The organism is Bradyrhizobium sp. 1 (assembly GCF_023073315.1).
In the GTDB taxonomy this organism is placed as follows: Bacteria; Pseudomonadota; Alphaproteobacteria; order Rhizobiales; family Xanthobacteraceae; genus Bradyrhizobium.
On sequence record NZ_JADPJH010000015.1, the window covers coordinates 46,695 to 62,278 of the forward strand.

Consider the following 15,584-nt stretch of genomic DNA (forward strand, 5'->3'; position numbering starts at 1 on the left):
TTCTGAGCGCGCCGGATGAGGGGTCTCTGTCGGCAGAGACAAACCTCTCACCCAAGCGAGTATGCGGCAAGCGACGTACATGCCCTCTCCCACAAGGGGGAGAGGGCGCAATAACCGCCAATCAAAGAGCGGATGCAGGAACGCCCCATGTCCCAACCGCTGCTGATCGAGCATGACGACGGCGTCGACCGGGTGACGCTCAATCGTCCTGACAGTCTCAACGCGCTCGATCCCGCGCTGATCGATGCGCTCAACATTTATTTCCAAGGGCTTCAGCGCAACCGCGATACGCGTGTTGTGGTGCTCAAAGGCGCCGGCAAGAATTTTTGCGCGGGCCTCGACCTCAAGGCGGCGATGACCCGCCGTGCCGGGCAGCAGGAGCCGCCCGGCGTCACCGAGTCCCTGGACTCGCAGCGCCGCATTTCTGACATCGTGATGCTGATGCGGCGCTGTCCGCAGCCGATCATCTCGCTGGTGCAGGGCGCGGCGGCCGCTGGCGGCTTTGCTCTGGCGTTGGCCTCCGACATCCGCATCGCGACGAAGTCGGCGCGGATGAATTGCGCTTTCATCAAGCTTGGCCTCGGCGGCTGCGACATCGGTACCAGCTATTTTCTGCCTCGGCTGGTCGGCGTCTCCGTGGCATCCGAGCTGATCCTCACCGGACGTTTCATCGGTGCAGAGCGCGCGCTCGCGGTCGGCCTCGTCTCTGAGGTCGTGGATGAAGACAAGCTCGACGCCGCGGCCGAGCCTTATGTCGATGCGATGATGACGGCTTCGCCCGTGGGGCTGCGCCTGTCGAAAGAATGTCTCAACATGAGCGTCGACGCCGGATCTTTGGAAGCTGTTATCGCGATGGAGGATCGCAACCAGGTCCTGTGCAGTCGCTCGGAAGAGTTTTCGGAAGGCATCAGGGCCTTCCTTGAGAAGCGAAAGCCTGTCTATATCAAGCGCTGAACGACAACGATCCGCCAAGGACAATAATTCCGGGAGACGCAAAATGAGTGGAAGCGCGGCGGCGGTGATGTCAAAGCCCGCCTTTCGCAAGGTCGAGTGGCTCGCGCGCGACATCGACGTCGAACGCCGCGCCGACGGCACGGTGGTGCTGAAGTCGCGCATTCCGCTGCAGGCTTACGAGACGCATCTTCCGGCTTCGCTGGCCAAATGGGCGAAGCAAGCGCCCGAGCGCATCTGGCTCGCGCAGCGCGGTGGTCCAAACCGCGAATGGCGCAAGGTCTCCTATGGCGAAGCCAAGCTCACCGTCGATGCGTTGACGCAGGCGCTGCTCAACCTCAATCTCGACAGCCGCCCGGTCGCGATCCTTTCCGGCAATTCGATCGAGCACGCGTTGATGACGCAGGCCGCGATGCAGGCGCGCGTTCCGGCTGCGCCGGTGTCGCCGGCCTACTCCCTGATGAGCCACGATCACGTCAAGCTGAAGTACCTGTTCGACCTGATCAAGCCGGCCGTGGTGATGGTGCAGGACGGCCCGACCTTCGAGAAGGCGCTGAAAGCGCTCGACCTCACCGGCGTGACCGTCGTTCACGTCGTGCGCCCCTGCGACGGCGTCGAGAGCGTCAGCTTTGCTGAACTGGCGGCAACTCCGGTGACGAAGGATGTCGAAGCGTCGATCGCAAAAATCACGCCCGACACCGTCGGCAAGCTGCTGTTCACCTCCGGCTCGACCGGGATGCCCAAGGCCGTCATCAATACGCAGCAGATGATGTGCGCGAACGCGGCGCAGATGATGCAGGTGCGGCCGCGCACCGCGGGCGGACCGCTGGCCACCGTGCTGGACTGGATGCCGTGGAATCACACCATGGGCGGCAACGCCGCGTTCCACCCCGTTCTGGTTGACGGCGGCACGCTCTACATCGACGACGGCCGGCCGATGCCGGGGCAGCTCGAGGAAACCATCAAGAACCTGCGCGAGATATCGCCGACCTATTACGCCAACGTGCCGGCCGGCTATGCCGCGCTCGCAGCCGCCATGGAGAAGGATGACGCGCTTTGTCGTTCGTTCTTCAAGAACCTTACGATCATGGCCTATGGCGGCGCGCGCCTGCCCGACGATCTCTACGATCGCATGCAGGCCCTCGCCGTGAAGACCACCGGCGAGCGCATCGTGTTCTATACCGGCTGGGGCTCGACCGAGACCGCGCCGACCTCGACAGGCACCTATTGGGATACCGAGCGCGTCGGCCTGATCGGCCTGCCATTCCCCGGCGTAGAGTTGAAGATGGTACCGTGCGGCTCGAAATACGAACTGCGCCTGCGCGGCGTCAACGTCACGCCCGGCTATTTCGGCCAGCCCGATCTCACCAAGAAGATGTTCGACGAGGAAGGTTTTTACTGCATCGGCGATGCCGGCATTTTCGTTGATGATGCCGATCCGGTGAAGGGCATCATCTTCGCCGGTCGCGTCGTCGAGGATTTCAAGCTCACCACCGGCACCTTCGTGCATGTCGGCTCGCTGCGCACCGATGCGATCGCGGCTGCGACGCCTGTCGTGCATGACGCATTGGTCGCGGGGCAGGATCGTGCTTTCATCGGCCTGCTGGCCTGGCCGAGCCTGCATGCCTGCCGCCAACTCGTCGGCAATCCCGATCTCAGCTTCGAGGACGCGGTGAAGCATCCCGACGTGATCGCTTGCTTTAAGCGCGGGCTGGAGGCGCACAACCGGGAATGCGAAGGCGCCAGCAGCCGCATCATCGCTCGCGCGATGCTGATGGCCGAGCCGCCCTCGATCGACGGCAACGAGCTCACCGACAAGGGCTACATCAACCAGCGCGCCGGCCTTGAGCGCCGCGCCGCGCTGGTGGAGCGGCTCTATGCGGACAGACCGGACCAAGACGTCATCATTTTCAAGTAATCGACATCATCAACACGGGTACGCGCCATGAACTTCGATTTCTCCGACGACCAGAAGCAACTCCGCGACCAGGTGCGCAAGTTCCTCGCCGAGAAATGCTCGCCCAAGGCGGTGCGCGTCGTGCTCGACGGCAAGGCGCCCTACGACAAGGAGCTGTGGAAGGGCCTCGCCGAGATGGGCTTTCTCGGCGTCGCGATCCCCGAGGAGTTTGGCGGCGCCGGCGCCGGTCATCTCGAGCTTTGCGTGATCGCGGAAGAGATGGGGCGGGCCAACGCGCCGGTGCCGTTTTCCTCGACCGTCTATCTTGCCGCCGAAGCACTGTTGATCGCCGGCAGCGACGCGCAGAAGAAAAAGTGGCTGCCGGCGATCTCCTCGGGCGAGGCGATCGGCACGCTGGCGCTGTTCGAGGGCAAGGGCAATCCCTCGCCGAAGAACGTCAAGCTCACGGCCGCGAATGGCGTGCTCAACGGCTTCAAGAGGCCGGTGGCCGACGGCGCGATCGCCAGTTTCGCGGTGGTTGCCGCGCGCACGGGATCGAGCGGGCGCGACGGTGACATCTCGCTGTTCCTGGTTGACCTCAAGGCTGGTGGCGTCGAGGTGAAAAGCCTCACCAATCTCGATCCGACCCGCGGGCAGGCGGACATCACCTTCAAAGATTGCAAGGCCGAGCCACTGGGAGCTGTCGGCGAAGGCTGGAGCATTTTGACCCAGGTGCTCGATCGCGCCGCGGTGCTGTGCGCGTTTGAGCAGGTCGGCGGCTCCGACCGCGCGCTCGAGATGGGGCGCGACTACGCGCTCGACCGCATCGCGTTCGGCCGTCAGATCGGTTCGTTCCAGGCGGTCAAGCACATGCTGGCCGACATGTACGTCTCGGCGACGCTGGCGCGCTCCAACAGCTATTATGGCGCCTGGGCGCTCTCGACCAATGCCGCTGAGCTGCCGGAAGCGGCAGCCGCCGCGCGCATCAGCGCGACGCAGGCGTTCCAGCACTGCGCCAAGAACAACATCCAGGTTCACGGCGGCATGGGTTTCACCTGGGAGTTCGACTGCCACATGTACTACCGCCGCGCCAATGCCATGGCGCTCGGGCTCGGCAGCCTCACCTATTGGGAAGACCAGCTGATCGACCGCATGCGCAAGAAGAACGCGGCGTAAGCGAGAGATCGTAGGGTGGGTTAGCCCTGCGGATTGCGCGAAGCGCAAACCGCGCGGCGTAACCCACCACTTCTGTCGACGAGGAAACCAAAGAGGTGGGTTACGCCTTCGGCTAACCCACCCTACGAAGACAAGAGAAGCGTCATGAACTTCGACGATACCCCGCAGGAAGCCGAATTCCGCGCGATCGCGCGCGCCTGGATCGGCGCGAATGCACCCAGGCAATACGAGGACGAGCTGCGCAAATCCTCGCTCGGCCGCACTGTGCTCAAGAACGCCAACATCCTCGAAGTGGCAAAGGCCTGGCAGAAGAAGAAGGCCGATGCCGGTTGGGCCTGCCTGCACTGGCCGAAGGAATATGGCGGGCGCGGCTCGTCGCCGATCGAGCGCGTGATCTGGCAGCAGGAAGAAGGGCCGTTCGGCCAGCTGTCCCGCATGTTCATCATCGGCCATGGCATGTGCGGGCCGACCATGATGGCGTTCGCGCGCGAAGAACATAAGCGCTCCTATCTGCCGCCGCTTGCTTCCGGCGAAAAGGTCTGGTGCCAGCTGTTCTCCGAGCCGGCCGGCGGCTCCGACGTTGCGGGCCTGCGCACGCGCGCCGAGAAGGACGGCGACGACTGGGTCATCAACGGCCAGAAGATCTGGACGTCGGGTGCGCATTATTCCGACTACGGCATTTTGCTGACCCGCACCGATCCGACCGTCCCCAAGCACAAGGGCCTCACCATGTTCTTCCTGGACATGAAGAGCCCGGGCGTCGAGGTGCGGCCGATCAAGCAGGCGAGCGGGGCCTCGGATTTCAACGAAGTCTATTTCACCAATGTCCGCATTCCCGATCATCAGCGCCTCGGCGAGTTCGGTGACGGCTGGAACGTCTCGCTGACCACACTGATGAACGAGCGCAGCGCAATCGGCGCGGCCGTTTCGACCGGTTTCCCGGAGCTGTTCGAATATTGCTCGAGCCTGATGCTCGACGACGGTCCTGCGATCGAGGATCGTGCCGTGCGTTCGAAGCTGGCGAATTGGGCGGTGAAGGCGAGTGGGCTGCGCTACACCAGCATGCGCGCGATCTCCGCGCTGTCGAAGGGCGAGCGGCCGGGTCCGGAAAATTCCATCGGCAAGCTGGTCGCGGGCTCGATGATTCAGGACGTCGCGACCTACGCGCTCGATCTGCAAGGCGCCGCAGGCGTGGTTAGCGGCGAGGATGCCGAACTCGCCGGCCGCTTCCAGGCGATGCTGCTGCGCGCGCCGGGCACGCGCGTCGAAGGGGGCACCGACGAGATCATGCGTAACATCATTGCCGAGCGGGTCTTGGGCCTGCCCGGCGATATCCGTGTCGACAAGGACGTGCCGTTCAACATGATCCCGACCAAGGGAAGATGAGTCTCTTGTCCCGGACGCGATGCAGCGCGTAGCGCTGCTTCGCAGAGCCGGGACCCAGAAGGCCACAATGGGCCCCGGCTCGGCAGCGCACCGCTTCGCGCTGCGCAGCGTCCGGGGCACGAGAGAGGAGAGTTCGAAGATGAATTTCGACGACACCCCGCAGGAAGCCGCATTCCGCGAGACCGCGCGCAAATGGGTCGCCGCCAATGCGCCGAAGGAATTGCACGCCGAGCTGTCAAAATCCTCTCTCGGCCGCATCCGTCTTGCCAACCACGACATCGTCGATGTCGGCAAGGCCTGGCAGAAGAAGAAGGCCGAGGGCGGGTGGGCCTGCCTGCACTGGCCGAAGGAATATGGCGGCCGCGACGCCACGCCGATCGAGAAGGTGATCTGGCAGCAGGAGGAGGGCGTCTACGGCAAGCTGACGCAGCCGTTCCAGATCGGCGAGGGTATGTGCGGCCCGACCGTGATGGCCTGGGGCAGTGAGGACGCCAAGCGCCGGCATCTGCCAAAACTCGCCGCGGGCGAGGAGATCTGGTGCCAGCTGTTCTCCGAGCCGTCCGCCGGCTCCGACGTCGCCGGCTTGCGCACCCGCGCAGAGAAGAAGGGCGACAATTGGATCGTCAACGGCCAGAAGATCTGGACCTCGGGCGCGCATTATTCCGACTTCGGCCTTTTGATCGCGCGCACCGATCCGAATGTGCCCAAACACAAGGGCCTCACCATGTTCTTCCTGGACATGAAGAGCCCCGGTGTCGAGGTGCGCCCGATCAAGCAGGCCAACGGCATGCAGGAGTTCAACGAGGTTTACTTCACCGACGTCGTGATTCCGGACAGCCAGCGTCTCGGCGCCGTCGGCGAGGGCTGGAGTGTGTCGCTGACGACGCTGATGAACGAGCGCATGTCGATCGGCTCGCGGCTCGCGACCGGCGTACCGGAGCTGTTCGATTTTTGCTCTAACCTGATGCTGGAGGACGGGCTCGCGATCGACGATCCCGCCGTGCGCTCGAAACTCGCGAGCTGGGCGGTGAAATCAAGCGGGCTGAAATACACCAGCTACCGAGCGATCTCGGCGCTCTCGAAGGGCGAGCGGCCGGGGCCGGAAAACTCGATCGGCAAGCTGGTGTCGGGCATGATGCTGCAGGACATCGCGACCTACGCCATGGACCTCCAGGGCGCGGCTGGTGCTCTCACCGGCACGGATGAGGAGACGGTGCAGGGCCAGTTCCAGCAGATGCTGCTGTCCTCGCCGTCGATGCGCATCGCCGGCGGCACCGACGAGATCTTGCGCAACATCATCGCCGAGCGCGTGCTGGGCCTGCCGGGCGACATCCGCGTTGACAAGGATGTGCCGTATAACAAGATCCCGACCAAGGGGCGGTGATGTGACTTGTAGGGTGGATTAGCGAAGCGTAATCCACCACGGCTGTCGAGGCGGAAGCAGAAGAGGTGGGTTACGCCTTCAGCTAACCCACCCTACGAAGAGTGAGCGAATCCATGGACGCAAAAGTGAGCCAGACCCAAGACCGCATCGGCGTGCTCGAAGAGCTCCTCAACGAGCGCTATTCCGTCCGCGCCTTCCTGGACAAGGAAGTCGACCGCGCCACCATCGAGCATGTGCTGACCACCGCGCAGCGCACCGCGTCCTGGTGCAACAGCCAGCCCTGGCAAGTCATCATCGCCAGCGGCGAGGCTAAGGAACGCTTCCGCAAGCTGATCTACACGGAAGCCTCGGGCGGTCTCGGCGACGATTACGATTTCACGCCGCCGCGTGAATATGCCGGCGTCTATCTCGAGCGCCGCCGCGAAAGCGGTTTTCAGCTCTACAACACGCTTGGCATCGCCCGCGGTGACAAGATGGCTTATGCGAAGCAGGCGATGGAAAATTACAATTTCTTCGGCGCGCCGCATGTGGCGATCATTCACACCAACGAGCCGCTCGGCATCTACGGCGCGATCGATTGCGGTGCCTATGTCAGCAATTTCATGCTGGCCGCGCAGGCGCTCGGACTCGGCACCATTCCGCAGGCGGCACTGGCGCGCCATTCCGGCCTGATCCGTCGCCATTTCAGCCTGGGCGACGACCGCCGCGTCGTCTGCGGCATCTCGTTCGGCTATGCCGACAACGCGAATAAGGTCAACAGCTACCGCACCTCGCGTGCGAGTGTGGCGGATACGGTGACGTTCGTGGGCGAGTGAGTTGATACACCTGTGCAAAGGCGGCCGCGGAAACGGCCGCCTTCACATCGTGTCTCCGATAAAAGCCTGCCGCTATCCGCCGCTGCCGCCGATCACGGCACGAATGGTCTCGTCGGGCCCAAAGTCCTCGGCGCCGTCGACATAGAGCAGCGCTGCGAGCTTCGAGCGCGCGCGATTGACGCGGCTCTTGATCGTGCCGACCGCGCAGCCGCAGATCGAGGCGGCGTCCTCATAGGAGAAGCCGGAGGCGCCGACCAGGATGAGCGCTTCGCGCTGGTCCTGCGGAAGCTTCTCGAGCGCGCCGCGAAACTCCTCGAACTCGAGATGGGCGTTCTGCGAGGGCTGCGTCTTCAGCGTCTTGGCATAATTGCCCTCGGCATCCTCGACCTCGCGCCGCCGCTTGCGATAGTCGGAGCGGAACAAATTGCGCAGGATCGTGAACAGCCACGCCGGCAGGTTGGAGCCGGGCTGGAACGAGTCGATGTTGGCGAGCGCGCGCAACAGGGTTTCCTGCACCAGGTCGTCGGCGCGGTCCGCATTGCCGCTCAGCGAGATGGCGAACGCGCGCAAGCTCGGCACGGCCGCCAGGATGTCGTCACGCAGGGAGTTCGTGAGAGGCATTAATCCCTCCCATTGTTGTTGTCGTTAGAGCCCCCGTCCGTTTCCACTTGGGGTGCGCCTCCCGGCGCATCAAGCTTCTTGATCAGTTCCGCGAACCGGTCCGGAACCCCCTGCCGCACGACGTCGTCGTACATCGCGCGCAGTTGATGCCCGATCCGGGATTGGATCTCCGGAGTGAGGCCTCCCTTGCCGGGGGTCGTGCTTTTGCTGGCTTGAGACTTGAGATCTTTCATGACCTGTTCCACGTTTCCCCGAGTTAAGTGACTGCAAAATCGAGAAGTTTCTCAACCGGGAGCCGTTCCCTGGATGAGTTCAATTCCAGGTTCGACAAAAAGTTCCCGGGTCGAGGGAACTTTTCTTATCCTGAGGCGTAGTCAGCACCGGAAGGGGAACCCGGGCCGCCCCTCGCAGTTCCCATTTTTTAAGCTTGGGCCCGAAATGAATGGAGTGGGGATGTCCCGTTCACAGCTTGTCGCTGAACACTTGCCGTTGTTGCGCCGGTACGCACGCGCCCTGACGGGCAGCCAGGCCTCCGGCGACGCCTATGTTGCAGCCATGTTGGAAGCCATGCTTGGGGATCCCAGCGTGCTCGACGAGAGCCACGGGCCGCGCGCCGGCCTGTTCCGGCTGTTCACCCAGATCTGGAATTCGGTCTCCGTCAACGACGATTCCGAGGTGACGACCTTGCCGATGCCGCCGGAGCGGCGGCTGTCGAACATCACGCCGCTGCCGCGGCAGGCCTTCCTGCTGCTGTCGCTCGAGGGATTTTCGGAGGAGGAAGTCGCCTACGTCCTCGGCTCCGACGTCGCCGACACGCGGCGGCTTGCGGACGCCGCAGGACGCGAGATGGCGGCCGAGATCGCCACCGACGTGCTGATCATCGAGGACGAGACCTTCATCGCCATGGACCTTGAGAGCCTGGTGAAGAATCTCGGCCACAACGTCGTCGGCGTCGCGCGCACCCATGCCGACGCGGTGGCGCTGGCCAAGAACAAACGGCCGGGCCTGATCCTCGCCGACATCCAGCTCGCCGACGGCTCGTCTGGCCTCGACGCCGTCAACGAGCTGCTGCGCACCTTCGAAGTGCCGGTGGTGTTCATCACCGCCTATCCGGAGCGCTTCCTCACCGGCGAGCGGCCCGAGCCGGCGTTCCTGATCTCAAAGCCGTTCCAGCCCGCGATGGTGTCGGCGGTGGCGAGCCAGGCGCTGTTCTTCCAGCGCAACTCCCGCAACCGCACGCCGAAGGCGCCGGCGGCGTAAGGAAGGCTCTGTCGAAAAGGAAACGGCGCGTCGCATGGCGCGCCGTTTTTGTTGGTCTACCCTTTTCAGCAGCCGCGGCAGATGCTGCGCATCTTGGCATCGACCTTGGCTTGATCTGGGGCCGACTCTGCCGGCGGCAGGCTGCCCGACCCCGGTGATGTCGTTTTCGCCATGAACACGATGGGCGCCGTGAGGCGAAGGCGGTCATCCTCAATCTGGGCGGGCGGCTTGGGAAATGGCGCAGCCGCTTCCACCATCGCCAAGGCTGCAGCGTCGAGTTCGCTGGAGCCCGTGCTTTCGACCAGCGCGCTCGAAATCAAATTGCCCGTCCGATCGAGAACAAGCAAGACTTTCGCCGTAGCGCCTTCAGCAGGCGAGTTGCGCGGATAGATCCTCTTGCTGGCCAACCGATTGGAAACCTGCCTCTTCCAGAAGTTGATAGAACTACTCTCCTGGGTGTCGGGCGCCTCAGTCTGCGCATATGCGGGGAGAACCGCCAGCAATCCCAGAAACACGGCCAGCAAGGGGAATTTCATCTGCATCGGTACGGATACTAATCGCGGTCTGGTTGATCGTAAGGATCGCTGCTCGTATCACGTTTCTCAGGCTGTGGGCAATTCGAACGGCTGCCAAGTCTCGGGAGCTTGACGCCAACCTCACTGCCCCGTTGATGTTTCGGGCCGATGACGTTCATCGCAGCCTTAAGCCGCCGGGAGAGACGTACCATGGGACCAGCAACTGCTCGATACCGCCTATGCGGAGCGCTTCCTTCGGTGAGCGCCCGGAGCCGGCGTTCCTGATCTCGAAACCGTTCCAGCCCGCGATGGTGTCGGCGGTGGCGAGCCAGGCACTGTTCTTCCAGCGCAACTCGCGCAACCGCACGCCGAAGGCGCCGGCGGCGTAAGCAAGCCTCTATCGAAACGAAAAACGGCGTGTCGCACGACGCGCCGTTTTTCTTGCCGATACCCTCTTCAACAGCCCCGGCAGACGCTGTTGACCTTGGCCTTTACCTTGGCTTCGTCCGCCCATGCTCCGCCCATCGGCGGCGTCCCGTCGTAAGCTATGAGAATGGTCATTCTCTGCAGGTCGTCCTTCGCCTCGGCGGGCGGCTTCGGGAATGGCACGGATCGCTCAATCATGGCGAGCGTCGCTGCATCCAGCGGCGCGAAGCCCGTGCTTTCCACCAAAGTGTTCGAGATCAATTTGCCCGCGCGATCGACCACGAAGGTGACGCCGGCATCGGCTCTCTGACCGATCGCCTCCGGAGGAAACATCCTGTGCTGCCAGACATGTTCGGTGACCGTCTTGCGCCAGGCCGCCATGGCATCGGACTCCGTGAGGGCGGGACCCGGCCTGCTCAGCACCAATCCGGAAGGCTGAACCCGGAATTGTCGACCGCCGAAGACAATCGGCACTGTCAAAGTGAGCGACTCATCCTTGAGCTCCGAAGGCGGCGCCGGAAACGGTTGGGCGCGGGCGACGATCTCGAGCGCCGCGACGTCGAGCGGCCGAGAGCCGGTGCTCACAGCCAGCGACCGTGAGATCAGGCCGCCGGACCGGTCGATGACGAATGTGACCTTCGCCTCGCCGGTTTGCCCCAATGCTTCGGCCGGAAATTGCCTGTAGCTGGCAATGTGTGCCAACAGCCTTGCCTTCCAGGCTTTGACGCTCTCGCTCTGGGGTTCAGTCTGAGCATGTGCGGGGTAACCCAGCAGCAATCCGAGAAGCGCGGCCAGCAAGGGGAATTTCATCTGCATCGGTACGGATAGTAGTCGCCGTCAGGTTGATTGCAAGGATCGCTGCCCGTATCGCGTTCGTGCGGCTGTGGGCAATTCGGAGGACCGGGAAGCCCACTTGACGGCGGTTAAATTGCCCCGTTGATACGTCCGGCCGATGACACCCATTGCAGCTTCAAGCCGCCAGGAGATGTGCCCATGGACCAGCAACTCCTCGACCGTCTCGCCATCCGCGACCTCGTCGAGAACTGGGCGGTGTGGCGCGACGCCGGTGACTGGGAGCGCTTTGCCACCGTCTGGCACGACGAAGGCTGGATGTCCGCCACCTGGTTTCAGGGGCCAGCGCGGGATTTCATGCGCGTCAGCCAGGAGGGGTTTGCCAGGGGCGTGCGCATCCTGCATTTCCTCGGCGGCACCAGCATCGATTTGTCCGGCGAGCGCGCCATTGCCCAGACCAAGATGACGATCTCGCAGCGCGCACCCGTGCACGACGTGCTCTGCGACGTCGTCTGCACCGGCCGCTTCTACGATTTCCTGGAGAAGCGGCATGACCAATCAGGTATTGGCGCCTGGGGCATCGTCCGCCGCCAGCCGATCTACGAGAAGGACCGGATCGACCCGGTCGATCCCGCCGCGACGCTTCAACTCGACCAAAAAGCGCTCGCCGCGCTCCCCGAGGGCTATCGCCACCTCGCCTACATGCAGGAGCTGATCGGCTACAAGGTCAAGCGCGACATGCCGGGCCTGATCGGGCCCGAGGTCGAGAAGCTCTATGGCGAGGGACGGGAGTGGCTGGCGGGGAAGGCGAAGTGAAGCCCAGAAAAAAAGTAAGGCGCGACTGGCATCACCACAGTCGCGCCCTACGTCGCCGGCTTATGGGGCAGGGGGGAATAGCCGGCTGTTGAGACGACTCCCATGCGGCGGAGTCGTTCCAGGGGTTGCGAATTTTTTTGCATGAGGTTGTGGCACCGCGCACACGGTTAAGTGATCGTTACTGCCAAGAACTCCCGGCCCTCCGCCCGCGTTGTTCCCGCGATCGCCATGGGGCGAGGGGTCGACAGCCATGTCACAGATTCACAAAGCATTTTTGGGTGCCGTCGCGATTACATTCGCACTCGGCGCGGCGCAACTGGCCTCCGGCCATGATCTGGCCGACCGCTGGCAGGCGGTCGCCGCCGACAAGCCGGGCCACATCATCAATCGCTCCGGCAAGGCCGACCGGCTCGCCGAGATCAAGCAGGCCGCGGTTCCCACGCGTACCGTGTCGATGCGGCTGAACGAGCTTGCCGATACGTCGGTGCTGCTGCGGGTCCCCGCGGTGATCGAGACCGGCAATGCCAAGCCGCCGGCGCTGCTCCAGAAGCAGGGTCGCAACAAGCCGACCATCGCCTGCGAGCCGATGGTCAGCTCCCTGACCGAGGTCGCCAAGCTGCTTCAGCCCGGCCGTTGCGTGACCTGAACCGTTTTGGCCGCCACCAAGACCAAATCGGCCTCCCGCCGGGAGGGCGATTATTGATGTCCACTTGATCCTCTATCCCATCGCGTTATATCCCGGCTTTCTCCACTTCTGATTGACCGGGTAAACGCATGACGACGTCAGACACCGCCGCGCAAACGCAGCCATTCCAGGCCGAGGTTTCCGAGCTGCTGCACCTCATGGTGCACTCGGTCTATTCGGAGACCGATATTTTCCTGCGCGAGCTCGTCTCCAACGGCTCCGATGCCTGCGACAAGTTGCGCTATGAGGCGATCGCCAATCCGGCCCTGCTGGGCGAGGGCGACGCGCTCAAGATCCGGATCATCCCGAGCAAGACGGCGGGAACACTGACGGTCGCTGATAACGGCATCGGCATGGAGCGGCAGGAGCTGATCGACCATCTCGGCACCATCGCCCGCTCCGGCACCAAGGCCTTCGTGTCGAAGCTGAAGGAGGCCAAGGACGGGCTCGGCCTGATCGGCCAGTTCGGCGTCGGCTTCTATTCCGCCTTCATGGTCGCCGACAAGATTGTCGTCGTCAGCCGCCGCGCGGGCGAAAGCGACGTCTGGACCTGGACGTCCTCCGGCGGCTCCGGCTTCGAGATCGCGCGGGCCAGCGAGGAAGAAGCGGCGCACGTCGTGCGCGGCACCGAGATCGTGTTGCACCTGAAGGAAGACGCCAAGAAATATCTCGAGAGCTACGAGATCGAGCGCATCATCAGTGCCTATTCCGACAACATCCTGTTCCCCATCGAGCTCGTGCCGGAAGAGGGCGAGCCGCGCCAGATCAACTCGGCGAGTGCGCTGTGGCAGCGCTCGAAATCCGAGCTGACGGCGGAAGACTACAAGAAGGCCTATCAGCAGATCGCCTCCGCCTTCGACGATCCCGCGATGACGCTGCACTATCGCGCCGAGGGCCGCTACTCCTACGCCGTGCTGCTGTTCGCGCCCTCGACCAAGCCGTTCGACCTGTTCGAACCCTCACGCAAGGGGCGCGTAAAATTGTACGTCCGGCGCGTCTTCATCACCGACGATGCCGATCTGTTGCCGGGCTATCTGCGCTTCATCCGCGGCGTCGTCGACAGCGAGGATCTCCCGCTCAACATCTCGCGCGAGATGCTCCAGAACAATCCGCAACTGGCGCAGATCCGGAAAGCCGTCGCCACCCGAGTCGTCAACGAGCTCGAAAGCCTTGCCGAGAAGGATGCCGAAAACTTTGTAAAAATCTGGGATGCCTTCGGCGCGGTGTTGAAGGAAGGCATCTACGAGGATTTCGAGCGTCGCGAAAAACTGCTGGCGCTGTCGCGCTTCACCACGACCACGGGCGAGAAGCGTTCGCTGAAAGACGTCATCGCCGGGTTCAAGCCGAACCAGACCGAGATCTATTATCTCGTCGGCGACAGCATCGAGCGGCTGAAGTCCAATCCGCGGCTGGAAGCTGCGACCGCGCGCGGCATCGAGGTGCTGCTGCTGTCCGATCCGGTCGATGCGTTCTGGACCTCGATGCCAACGGATTTCGACGGCAAGCCGCTGAAGTCGCTGAGCCAGGGCGATCTCAATCTCGACCTGATCCCGCGCACCGACGAGGCCGACGAAGCGAAGAAGGACGAGCCGGAGGCCGACGAGGGCGCCACCATCGCGGTGATCAAGGCCGCGCTCGGCGAGCGTGTCAGCGACGTCAAGGCTTCGACGCGCCTCACCAGCTCCGCCTCCTGCCTCGTCGCCGACAGCCAAGGCCCGAGCCGCGAACTCGAGCGCATCCTGGCGCAGCAGAATCGCGGCATGCGCACCAGGCCGGTGCTCGAGATCAATCTGCGCCATCCGATGGTGGGCGCAATCGCCAGAGCGCAAGCCGGCTCCGGGGACGTCGACGATCTCAGCCTGCTTTTGCTCGAGCAGGCGCAGATCCTGGACGGCGAGTTGCCGGAAGACCCGGCGGCGTTTGCGGCGCGGTTGAACCGGCTGGTGTTGCAGGGGCTGGGTTAGCGCCGCTTCTCTTGGTCGTCATGTCCGGGCGAGCCCGGCCATGACGCGTGCGTTGCGAGAGCTCACCTCACCTTGCCGTCATCTGTCCCTGGGGATAGTCGCCTCCGGCTTGGTGTTATGCCATAGGAGGCCGTCGGCATCAGATCCGCCGGCGCCACCGATTCGAGGAAGTCTTCATGCGTTTGCCGATCCTGACCCTCACCGCGATTGTCACGCTGTTTGCCGCGGCGGATGCGCGCGCCCAGACCTATGATCCGCGCTATCCGGTGTGCATGCACGTCTATATGCCCGGCGGCTTTGGCGGTGGTGGCGGTGACTATTTCGACTGCTCCTTCACCTCGCTGCCGCAGTGCCGCGCCACGGCGTCGGGCCGCTCCGCGAGCTGCGACGTCAATCCCTATTACGCCTTTGACGAACCGCCGCAGCCGCCGCGCAAGCGTCACAAGAAGGTGCAGTAGCGATATTTAGGTGCGGTGCACAGGAGCACTCTTGATGCGTTTCTCGTTCGGCCTGGTCGCGACTGTCGGTGCGGTGCTTGCAGTCGCGCCGTCGCACGCGCAGACCTTCGACCCCCGCTATCCCGTCTGCATGCACGTCTATTCCGGTGCCAGTGGCGGCGGCGGGGATTGGTACGACTGCTCATTCACCTCACAGCCGCAGTGCCGCGCCACCGCGGCAGGACAGGCCGCGAGCTGCGATTTCAATCCGTATTATCCGGTGAACGTGCCGCAGTCGCGCCCGCGCCACAGGCGGGGCGGCTAGCGCAGGCGCGCAATCACAACTATCCAGCGCCACTGCGTCTCCTCACTCCGAGGAGACCGCGAAGCGGTCGTCTCGAAGGGCGAGAGCCCGGCTGTTGCCAAGCTGTTAGTGCGCCGATACCGACCGGCCTTGAT

General features: G+C 63.7%; 16 protein-coding genes and 1 pseudogene. 13 read left to right on the plus strand and 4 right to left on the minus strand.

Annotated features, from left to right (window positions below):
* Nucleotides 1-147: 147 nt before the first annotated feature.
* The 6 genes from IVB29_RS11920 to IVB29_RS11945 all read left to right on the plus strand — a co-directional run bounded on the left by IVB29_RS11920 (nucleotide 148) and on the right by IVB29_RS11945 (nucleotide 7,609).
* On the plus strand, nucleotides 148-954 hold the full coding sequence (locus tag IVB29_RS11920; RefSeq protein WP_247503569.1) for an enoyl-CoA hydratase/isomerase family protein: 807 nt from the start codon (nucleotides 148-150) through the stop codon (nucleotides 952-954).
* Between the two features lie 43 nt (nucleotides 955-997).
* Nucleotides 998-2,869, plus strand: a complete 1,872-nt coding sequence (locus IVB29_RS11925; RefSeq protein ID WP_247503570.1) for an AMP-binding protein — start codon at nucleotides 998-1,000, stop codon at nucleotides 2,867-2,869.
* Between the two features lie 27 nt (nucleotides 2,870-2,896).
* Nucleotides 2,897-4,024: an acyl-CoA dehydrogenase family protein gene (locus IVB29_RS11930; protein WP_247503571.1), complete on the plus strand. Its 1,128-nt coding sequence runs from the start codon at nucleotides 2,897-2,899 to the stop codon at nucleotides 4,022-4,024.
* Nucleotides 4,025-4,168: 144 nt separating this feature from the next.
* Nucleotides 4,169-5,410: an acyl-CoA dehydrogenase gene (locus tag IVB29_RS11935; protein ID WP_247503572.1), complete on the plus strand. Its 1,242-nt coding sequence runs from the start codon at nucleotides 4,169-4,171 to the stop codon at nucleotides 5,408-5,410.
* A gap of 139 nt (nucleotides 5,411-5,549) precedes the next feature.
* The gene (locus IVB29_RS11940; RefSeq protein WP_247503573.1) at nucleotides 5,550-6,794 is read left to right on the plus strand and encodes an acyl-CoA dehydrogenase; all 1,245 of its coding nucleotides are present in this window, start codon (nucleotides 5,550-5,552) and stop codon (nucleotides 6,792-6,794) included.
* A 113-nt stretch (nucleotides 6,795-6,907) separates the two neighbouring features.
* On the plus strand, nucleotides 6,908-7,609 hold the full coding sequence (locus IVB29_RS11945; protein ID WP_247503574.1) for a nitroreductase: 702 nt from the start codon (nucleotides 6,908-6,910) through the stop codon (nucleotides 7,607-7,609).
* Nucleotides 7,610-7,681: 72 nt separating this feature from the next.
* Here IVB29_RS11945 and IVB29_RS11950 read toward each other — a convergent pair whose 3' ends face one another.
* Both IVB29_RS11950 and IVB29_RS11955 read right to left on the minus strand, forming a co-directional pair.
* Nucleotides 7,682-8,230, minus strand: a complete 549-nt coding sequence (locus tag IVB29_RS11950) for a sigma-70 family RNA polymerase sigma factor (RefSeq protein WP_247503575.1) — start codon at nucleotides 8,228-8,230, stop codon at nucleotides 7,682-7,684.
* Complete coding sequence (locus IVB29_RS11955) at nucleotides 8,230-8,463, minus strand: NepR family anti-sigma factor (RefSeq protein WP_080135209.1); 234 nt, start codon at nucleotides 8,461-8,463, stop codon at nucleotides 8,230-8,232. The genes IVB29_RS11950 and IVB29_RS11955 overlap by 1 nt, the downstream gene beginning before the upstream one ends.
* Before the next feature lie 220 nt (nucleotides 8,464-8,683).
* Here IVB29_RS11955 and IVB29_RS11960 point away from each other — a divergent pair, with 220 nt between their 5' ends.
* The gene (locus IVB29_RS11960; RefSeq protein ID WP_164988600.1) at nucleotides 8,684-9,490 is read left to right on the plus strand and encodes a response regulator; all 807 of its coding nucleotides are present in this window, start codon (nucleotides 8,684-8,686) and stop codon (nucleotides 9,488-9,490) included.
* Between the two features lie 65 nt (nucleotides 9,491-9,555).
* On the opposite strand, the gene IVB29_RS11965 is transcribed toward IVB29_RS11960, so the two are convergent.
* On the minus strand, nucleotides 9,556-10,032 hold the full coding sequence (locus tag IVB29_RS11965) for a TonB family protein (protein WP_247503576.1): 477 nt from the start codon (nucleotides 10,030-10,032) through the stop codon (nucleotides 9,556-9,558).
* A 205-nt stretch (nucleotides 10,033-10,237) separates the two neighbouring features.
* Here IVB29_RS11965 and IVB29_RS11970 point away from each other — a divergent pair.
* Nucleotides 10,238-10,394, plus strand: a pseudogene (locus IVB29_RS11970) (response regulator); the annotation flags it as partial.
* Nucleotides 10,395-10,461: 67 nt separating this feature from the next.
* Here the strand turns inward: IVB29_RS11970 and IVB29_RS11975 are convergent.
* Complete coding sequence (locus IVB29_RS11975; RefSeq protein WP_247503577.1) at nucleotides 10,462-11,247, minus strand: TonB family protein; 786 nt, start codon at nucleotides 11,245-11,247, stop codon at nucleotides 10,462-10,464.
* 177 nt (nucleotides 11,248-11,424) lie between these two features.
* On the opposite strand from IVB29_RS11975, the gene IVB29_RS11980 reads away from it, so the two are divergent.
* The 5 genes from IVB29_RS11980 (at nucleotide 11,425) to IVB29_RS12000 (ending at nucleotide 15,450) form a co-directional block, all read left to right on the plus strand.
* Complete coding sequence (locus IVB29_RS11980; protein ID WP_247503578.1) at nucleotides 11,425-12,039, plus strand: nuclear transport factor 2 family protein; 615 nt, start codon at nucleotides 11,425-11,427, stop codon at nucleotides 12,037-12,039.
* Nucleotides 12,040-12,289: 250 nt separating this feature from the next.
* On the plus strand, nucleotides 12,290-12,685 hold the full coding sequence (locus IVB29_RS11985; RefSeq protein ID WP_247503579.1) for a hypothetical protein: 396 nt from the start codon (nucleotides 12,290-12,292) through the stop codon (nucleotides 12,683-12,685).
* A 128-nt stretch (nucleotides 12,686-12,813) separates the two neighbouring features.
* Nucleotides 12,814-14,688 (plus strand): molecular chaperone HtpG, encoded by a 1,875-nt coding sequence (htpG, locus tag IVB29_RS11990; RefSeq protein WP_247503580.1) that lies wholly within the window; start codon nucleotides 12,814-12,816, stop codon nucleotides 14,686-14,688.
* A 176-nt stretch (nucleotides 14,689-14,864) separates the two neighbouring features.
* Entirely contained in the window at nucleotides 14,865-15,146 is a 282-nt protein-coding gene (locus IVB29_RS11995; RefSeq protein WP_247503581.1) for a DUF3551 domain-containing protein, read from the plus strand.
* Nucleotides 15,147-15,180: 34 nt separating this feature from the next.
* Nucleotides 15,181-15,450, plus strand: coding sequence for a DUF3551 domain-containing protein (locus IVB29_RS12000; protein WP_247503582.1), 270 nt, complete (start codon nucleotides 15,181-15,183; stop codon nucleotides 15,448-15,450).
* Nucleotides 15,451-15,584 lie beyond the last annotated feature (134 nt).

Bases quoted from the DNA above. Each gene is read 5' to 3' on its own strand.
- IVB29_RS11920 (WP_247503569.1), top strand. From the start codon at position 148: ATGTCCCAACCGCTGCTGATCGAGCATGACGACGGCGTCGACCGGGTG.
- IVB29_RS11925 (WP_247503570.1), top strand. From the start codon at position 998: ATGAGTGGAAGCGCGGCGGCGGTGATGTCAAAGCCCGCCTTTCGCAAG.
- IVB29_RS11930 (WP_247503571.1), top strand. From the start codon at position 2,897: ATGAACTTCGATTTCTCCGACGACCAGAAGCAACTCCGCGACCAGGTG.
- IVB29_RS11935 (WP_247503572.1), top strand. From the start codon at position 4,169: ATGAACTTCGACGATACCCCGCAGGAAGCCGAATTCCGCGCGATCGCG.
- IVB29_RS11940 (WP_247503573.1), top strand. From the start codon at position 5,550: ATGAATTTCGACGACACCCCGCAGGAAGCCGCATTCCGCGAGACCGCG.
- IVB29_RS11945 (WP_247503574.1), top strand. From the start codon at position 6,908: ATGGACGCAAAAGTGAGCCAGACCCAAGACCGCATCGGCGTGCTCGAA.
- IVB29_RS11950 (WP_247503575.1), bottom strand. From the start codon at position 8,230: ATGCCTCTCACGAACTCCCTGCGTGACGACATCCTGGCGGCCGTGCCG.
- IVB29_RS11955 (WP_080135209.1), bottom strand. From the start codon at position 8,463: ATGAAAGATCTCAAGTCTCAAGCCAGCAAAAGCACGACCCCCGGCAAG.
- IVB29_RS11960 (WP_164988600.1), top strand. From the start codon at position 8,684: ATGTCCCGTTCACAGCTTGTCGCTGAACACTTGCCGTTGTTGCGCCGG.
- IVB29_RS11965 (WP_247503576.1), bottom strand. From the start codon at position 10,032: ATGCAGATGAAATTCCCCTTGCTGGCCGTGTTTCTGGGATTGCTGGCG.
- IVB29_RS11975 (WP_247503577.1), bottom strand. From the start codon at position 11,247: ATGCAGATGAAATTCCCCTTGCTGGCCGCGCTTCTCGGATTGCTGCTG.
- IVB29_RS11980 (WP_247503578.1), top strand. From the start codon at position 11,425: ATGGACCAGCAACTCCTCGACCGTCTCGCCATCCGCGACCTCGTCGAG.
- IVB29_RS11985 (WP_247503579.1), top strand. From the start codon at position 12,290: ATGTCACAGATTCACAAAGCATTTTTGGGTGCCGTCGCGATTACATTC.
- htpG (WP_247503580.1), top strand. From the start codon at position 12,814: ATGACGACGTCAGACACCGCCGCGCAAACGCAGCCATTCCAGGCCGAG.
- IVB29_RS11995 (WP_247503581.1), top strand. From the start codon at position 14,865: ATGCGTTTGCCGATCCTGACCCTCACCGCGATTGTCACGCTGTTTGCC.
- IVB29_RS12000 (WP_247503582.1), top strand. From the start codon at position 15,181: ATGCGTTTCTCGTTCGGCCTGGTCGCGACTGTCGGTGCGGTGCTTGCA.